This window comes from Microbispora amethystogenes (genome assembly GCF_016863015.1).
Lineage (GTDB): Bacteria > Actinomycetota > Actinomycetes > Streptosporangiales > Streptosporangiaceae > Microbispora > Microbispora amethystogenes.
In genome coordinates this window covers 1-7,081 of the sequence record NZ_BOOB01000022.1, presented here as the reverse complement: position 1 = coordinate 7,081, position 7,081 = coordinate 1, and the positions used below count along the sequence as shown (strand labels likewise).

2 protein-coding genes are annotated in these 7,081 nt (G+C 74.0%); one reads left to right on the top strand and one right to left on the bottom strand.

Going from position 1 to position 7,081, the window contains the following annotated elements:
• On the bottom strand, positions 1–5,107 hold a 5,107-nt coding region (locus tag Mam01_RS36705), incomplete at its 3' end, for a type I polyketide synthase (RefSeq protein ID WP_239101378.1).
• 508 nt (positions 5,108–5,615) lie between these two features.
• Here Mam01_RS36705 and Mam01_RS16865 point away from each other — a divergent pair.
• Complete coding sequence (locus tag Mam01_RS16865; protein ID WP_204286276.1) at positions 5,616–7,061, top strand: acyl-CoA carboxylase subunit beta; 1,446 nt, start codon at positions 5,616–5,618, stop codon at positions 7,059–7,061.
• Positions 7,062–7,081 lie beyond the last annotated feature (20 nt).

The following is a 7,081-nucleotide window of genomic DNA, read 5'->3' as shown; positions in this document are numbered from 1 at the left end:
GGGTCCGGTCGAGCAGTTCTTGCCGGGTGGTGCCGGTGATGACGGCGCGGTGGTCGAACTGGGCGCGGGTGGTGGCCAGGGAGTACGCGACGTCGGCGACACCCAGGGCGGGGTGGCGGTCCAGGTGGTCGGCCAGCCGCCCTGCCTGGGCACGCAGCGCCTCGGGCGACCGCGCCGAGACCACCCACCCCACGACCGGCAGCACTTGGGGAGCGCCCACCGGCACTGTTCGCCCGGCACTATGGGGAGCGTCCGCCGGCAGCGCGTGCCCGGTGCCCTGGGAGTCGGTCAGCGGCAGCGGTTGCCGGGTGCCCTGATGGTCGTGCGATGGCAGCGTTCGCTGGGTGCCTGGGGTTCCATCCGATTCTCGCGGGAGGGCGGTGGCGCGGTCGGATGACACCGGCACCGCATGTCCCTCGTCGTGCGCGACCTTCGGCCGGGTCTGCGCCTGCTGCGGACGTGCGGGCGCGTCGTTCGCGGTCGCCGTGCCGGTCGGGTCTGGTGCCTGCTCGATGATGACGTGGGCGTTGGTGCCGCTGATCCCGAAGGACGACACTCCGGCCCGCTTCGGCCGTCCGGTCTCCGGCCAGGGTGCGGGCTCGGTCAGCAGGGTGAGCCCAGCCGACCAGTCGACGTACGGGGAGGCTTCCTCGGCGTGCAGCGTCTTCGGCAGCACGCCGTGCCGCATCGCGAGCACCATCTTCATCACACCGGCCACGCCCGCCGCCGCCTGGGTGTGCCCGATGTTCGACTTGAGGGAGCCGAGCAACAGCGGGCGTTCGCGGTCCTGGCCATAGGTGGCCAGCAACGCCTGGGCCTCGATGGGGTCGCCGAGCGTCGTGCCGGTGCCGTGGGCCTCGACCGCGTCCACCTCGCCGCCCGTCAGCCCGGCGTCGTCGAGGGCCCGGCGGATCACCCGCTGCTGCGCCAGGCCGTTGGGGGCGGTCAGGCCGTTGGAGGCGCCGTCCTGGTTGACGGCGGTGCCGCGGACGACGGCCAGCACGGGATGCCCGTTCCGCCGCGCGTCCGACAGGCGTTCCACGAGCAGCAGACCCACACCCTCGGCCCAGCCGGTGCCGTCCGCCGCGGCGGAGAACGCCTTGCAGCGTCCGTCCGGCGCGAGCCCGCCCTGCCGGGAGAACTCGGTGAACATCCCCGGCGACGACATCACCGTCGCGCCGCCCGCGAGCGCGAGGTCCGACTCGCCCGATCGCAGCGACCGTACGGCGAGATGCAGCGCGACCAGCGACGACGAGCAGGCCGTGTCGACCGTCACGGCGGGCCCTTCGAGGCCGAAGGTGTAGGCGATGCGCCCGGAGGCGACACTGGCCGCCGTGCCCGTCAGGGCGTACCCCTCGGAGCCCTCGGCCGTCTCGTGCAGCCGGGGCCCGTAGTCCTGGGGCATCATGCCGACGAACACGCCCGTACGGCTGCCGGCCAGTGAGCGCGGCACCAGACCGGCCCGCTCGAAGGTCTCCCACGCCACTTCCAGCAGAAGCCGCTGCTGCGGGTCCATGGCCGCCGCCTCGCGGGGACTGATGCCGAAGAACTCCGCGTCGAAGCGGTCGGCGTCGTGGAGGAAGCCGCCCTCACCGGTGACCGACGTGCCCTGCCGTGACTCCGCCGGAGCGTGCAGCGCCTCCGCGTCCCAGTCGCGGTTGACGGGGAAGGCGGTGACGGCGTCGGCGCCGTCGAGCACCAGGTCCCAGAGCTTCTCCGGGGTGTCGGCCCCTCCAGGCCATCGCCCGGCCATCGCGACCAGCGCGATCGGCTCGTCGTCCGCCCGATCTCCGGCCGTCGGCGGTGAGAACGACGGCGCCGGCGCATGAGCCGCCGCGCCGCTTGCCGCTATGCCACCCGTGACACCGCCCCTCGTGTCGCTCGCCGTGCCGCCTGCAGGGGTGCCGGCCTCGGACAGAGCGCGCAGGTGACGGGAGAGCGCGAGCGGTGTCGGGTGGTCGAACGTGACGGTCGCGGGAAGCGGCAGGCCGGTGGCGGCGGCCAGAGCGTCGCGCAGTTCCACCGCCCCCAGCGAGTCGAGCCCCAGCTCCTTGAACGTGAGCTCGGCCTCGACGCCCGACGCGTCCGCGTGACCCAGGACGTCCGCGGTGGCGGACAGGACGAGGTCGAGCGGTGACCACCCGCTCTCCGTCGTCTCCCGCTCATGCCGCGCTTCCCGCTCGCGCTGGGCTTCCGGATTGTCGCGGGCTTCCGGTTCGTGCCGTGCTCCTTGTGCGTGCTGCACTTCCAGCACTTCCCGCTGGCGCGGCGCTCCTGGCTCGTGCTGGGCTGGTGACTCGTCCTGTCCTCCCGGCTCATGCCGGGCATGTGGCGCGACGCGTGTTTCCTGCTCGCCTCGTGCCGCCTGTTCGTGCCGCGCCGCCAGGGCGACCGCCGGAGCGGTCTCGCCCGCGTACGAGGCCACATCGGCCGATACGCCGCTCTCCTCCTCGGCCGGCACTGCGTCGATCCAGTACCGGCGTCGCCGGAAGGGATAGGTGGGCAGGCGGACCCGCCGCGCACCGGGCCGTACGGCGCGGCTCCAGTCGACGCCCGCGCCGTTGACGTGGAGCACGCCGAGCGCCCGGAGGAACTCGTCCAGATCCCCCCTGTCGCGGCGCAACGTACCGGTGACCAGGCCGTCGCGACCACCGGCGTCCAGGATCTCCCGGATGCCCGCAGTCAGGACCGGGTGCGGCGCAACCTCCACGAACACGGTGTGGCCGTCGGCCAGCGCGGCCTCGACGGCCTCCCGGAACCGCACGGTGTGCCGCAGGCCGCGGTGCCAGTACTCGGCGTCCAGCTCCGCCGGGTCGAACCGTCCACCGGTCACCCCCGAGTAGAACGCCACCTCGCCGCGCCGGGCCGGTCGTCCCGTCAGAGAGCCCACCAGGCGATCTCGTGCAGCCTCGATCGCGTCCCCTTCAGAGGTCTCGGCGAGGGCCTGACCGCGCAGGACCGCGATCGCGGCCGCGTCCTCCAGCGACAGGGCGCCCGCGACGTGCGCTGCGGCGATCTCCCCCTGGGAGTCGCCGATCACGGCGTCCGGGCGGACTCCGAAGTGCTCCCAGAGCCGGGCCAGCGCCACGGTAACGGCGAACAACGAAGGCTGCGCGACGTCCGCCCGATCGATCGGAGCCGCACCCGGGAGGTTCCACAGCACGTCGCGGGGCGACCAGCCGACGTACGGGCGGAGGGCCTCGGCGGCCTCGGCCAGATGCCCCGCGAAGACGGGGGAGGCGTCGGCCAGGGCCCGTCCCATGCCCGCCCACTGGCCGTCCTGCCCCGGGAAGACGAGCACGGTGCCGCCGAGCGCGCGTGCCCTGCCGTGTACGGCTCCGGACGTCAGGTCGCCCGCGCCGAACGCCCGTAACCGTTCCCGCAGCTCGTGGCGGTCCGCGCCGACCACCACCGCCCTGTGCTCGAAGGAGGTCCGGCCCGCCGCGAGCGAGAGCGCGACGTCGGACAGGTCGCCGTCGAGCGCCGGCGAGCCGGACAGCCGGGCCGCCTGTTCGCGAAGCGCGTCCGGGTCGCGGGCGGACAGGACGAGCGGTACGGCCACCAGGCCGCCCCCGCCCCCGCCCCCGCCTCCGCCCCCGGCCTCGTCCCGGCCCACAACCGCACTGCGCTTCCCGTCCCGGCTCCCGGCCTCGCTCCGGCCGTCGAGTTCGTTCCGAGTCTCGGTCTCGCCATGGCCCGGGGTCCTGCTCCGGTTCTCCGCCCGGTTCTGGGCCGGAGTGTCTTTGCCGTCCGGGGCCTCGCTTTGGTGTGCGGCTGCGGCGCCGCCTCTGGTCCCCCTGTGACCGGTGGCGGGGGACGTGTGCTCGGGCGGCGGTTCGGCGAGGACGACATGGCAGTTCACCCCGCCCACGCCGAACGAGCTGACTCCCGCGACGAGCGGCAGGCCGGGCCGCGGCCAGGGGGACGGCTCGGTGACCACCCGCAGGTTGAGCGCGTCCAGGTCGATGGCCGGGTTCGGCGTCTCGTAGTTCAGGCTCGGCGGGACCTCGCGATGGTGGATGCCGAGCACGGCCTTGAGGAGCCCGGCGATGCCGGCCGCGCCTTCGAGATGGCCGATGTTCGTCTTGACCGAGCCCACCAGGAGCGGCTGCGTCGCGGGCCGCGCCGCCCCGAGCGCCGCGCCGAGCGCGGCCGCCTCGATGGGGTCGCCGACCTTCGTGCCCGTGCCGTGCAGTTCGACGACCTGCACGGCCGCGGGGTCGACGCCGGCCCTCTCCACCGCGAGCCGTACGACCCGCTGCTGCGCGGCGGCGTCGGGAACGGTGAGGCCGGGGGTCGCGCCGTCGTTGTTGACGGCGCTGCCCAGGACAACCGCGTAGACGTGGTCACCGTCGGCCAGTGCGCGCGCCAGCGGCTTCAGCACGACGATCCCGCCGCCCTCGCCCCGGGCATAGCCGTTGGCCCGGGCGTCGAAGGTGAAGCACCGGCGGTCGGGGGACAGGCCGCCGAACCGTTCGGCGGTCGCGGTGCTCTCCGGGACGAGGTTCAGGTTCACCCCGCCCGCCAGCGCGACCTCCGACTCGCCCGAGCGCAGGCTCTCGCAGGCCAGGTGCACCGCGACCAGCGCGGACGACTGAGCGGTGTCCACGGTGAGGCTCGGCCCCCGCAGGTCCAGCGCGTACGAGATCCGGTTGGCGAGGATGCCGCGGGTGAGCCCGGCGAGCGTGTGCCGGGTGATCGCCGCGTCTCCGCGTCCGTAGACGAGCGCGGCGTAGTCGGCGGCCATCGCCCCGACGACCACGCTCGCGGACGTGCCGGCGAGGCCGGCGGGCGGGATGCCCGCGTCCTCCAGCGCCTCCCAGGCGAGCTCGAGCACCAGTCGCTGCTGGGGGTCCATCGCCGCCGCCTCCTTGGGCGAGACGCCGAAGAAGCCCGCGTCGAACCCGTCGACCTGCTCCAGGAACCCGCCCCGCAGGCCCGCGAGCCGGGGCTCGCCCGTCAGCCGGCTCTGCGGGGGCGCGCCGACCGCGTCGCGTCCGGAGCGCAGCAGCTCCCAGAAGGCGCGCGGGTGCGCCGCGCCCGGCAGCCGGCAGGCGAGCCCGACCACCGCGACCGCGCCCGCACCATAGGTGACCGCTTCGTCCATGCTGAGCATCCGCCCCTCGTCGAGCCTTGCGTCGTTTCCCGCCGCGTCATCCCGGGCCGTCCGGAACATCCGGGCTATCCGGAACGTCCGGGCGGCACGCCGGCCGTGGAAAGGGGCCGGTCGTCACCGTTCCACCGCACCGCCCGGTCGCCCGGCTGCCCGGCCGTCTGGCCACCCGCTCACGCCGCTCACGCCGGAAAGGAGACATCCGTCCGCCCGGTCGCGCCCACGCGGCGGACCGTGCCGGAAAAGGGGTGTGAGCGGCCCGCGGACTTTCTCGCCGGAGCGACGCCCTCCGGCCGGGACCGGCACAATCGACATTTGCATGAATTTCGTGAAATAGTCAACTGTGATTGCGAACACGCCTCTTCCGGACTATCCATAAGGATTTCTTTTTATATTCCATCAAATATTTTGATTAGACCGTGAGAATGGCTCCCGGCTACCGTTCCGGGGAGGAAAGGCCCGGCCGGAAGGCTGAACGGAAACGCGAGCGGGGGATGCGCCGATGACCGCTGCCCAGGCGGAAACCGCCCAGACGGAAACCGTGCGGGAGGACCGGGAGGGTCGCGATCCCGCCGCGCGGCTCGCCCGTCTGCTGGACGCGGACTCGGCGGTGCCGCTGCATTCGGAGGACACGAGCGGCGTGCTGGCGGTCACGGGCCGGATCGGCGGGTCACCGGTGGTCGCCTTCTGCACCGACGCGACCGTCATGGGCGGGGCGCTGGGGCTGGCCGGCGCCCGGCACATCGCCGCCGCCGTGGACGAGGCGCTGCGGCGGCGGGCGCCGGTGATCGGGGTGTGGCACTGCGGCGGGGCCCGCCTCGCCGACGGGGTCGAGTCGTTGCACGGCGCGGGCCTGGTCTTCGCGGCCAACACCCGCGCCTCCGGCCGCGTGCCGCAGATCTCGGTCATCGTGGGCCCCGCGGCGGGTGCGGCGGCCTATGGCCCGGCTTTGACCGATCTGATCGTCATGTCCGGCCAGGGCCGGGTGTTCGTCACGGGTCCCGACGTGGTCCGCCGTGTGACGGGCGAGGAGATCGACATGGAACGGCTCGGCGGCGCGGACGCGCACGGCCGCCGCTCCGGCGTGGTGCACGTGGTCGCCGGCGACGAGCAGGACGCCTTCCGGCGCACTCGCGTGATCGCCGGCCTGCTGACCGGGACCGGCCGGTACGACCTGGAGCGCCTGAACGACGATCGGGACCCCGCCGCGTTGCTGCCCGAGTCGGCCCGCCGCGCCTACGACATCCGCCCGGTGATCCGGGCGCTGCTCGATGAGGGCGGGGACGGACCCGCGTTCGTGGAGATCCAGCCTCGCTGGGCGCCGAACATCGTCGTCGGCCTCGGCCGCCTGGCCGGTCACCCGGTCGGCGTCGTGGCCAACAACCCGCTGCGCATGGGCGGATGCCTCGACTCGGCGTCGGCGGAGAAGGCGGCGCGGTTCGTCCGCATGTGCGACGCCAACGGCGTCCCGCTCGTCGTGCTGGCGGACGTGCCCGGCTATCTCCCCGGCGTCGACCAGGAATGGGGCGGCGTGGTCCGCCGGGGGGCGAAGCTGCTGCACGCCTTCGCCGAGGCCACCGTGCCCAGGGTGACGGTGATCGTCCGCAAGTCCTACGGAGGGGCGTACATCGCCATGAACTCCCGCTCCCTCGGCGCGACCGCGGTCTACGCCTGGCCCGGGGCGGAGGTCGCGGTGATGGGAGCCGAGGCGGCCGTGGGCATCCTGCACCGGCGCCGCCTCGCCGCGGCCGGATCCGAGGAGGAACGGGAACGACTGCTCGCCGAACTGGTCCGCGAGCACGAGGAGCGCTCGGGCGGGGTCAGCCGGGCGCTCGATCTCGGGGTCGTCGACGAGGTGATCGACCCGAGGACCACCCGGCGGAGAGTGGCGGAGGCCCTCGCCGCGGCGCCCGCCTCGCGCGGCGCGCACAACAACATCCCGCTCTGACGCCCCGCGTCTTGCCCGCG

Excerpts from the sequence above, each read along its gene's own strand:
- Mam01_RS16865 (WP_204286276.1), top strand. The coding sequence starts at position 5,616 with ATGACCGCTGCCCAGGCGGAAACCGCCCAGACGGAAACCGTGCGGGAG.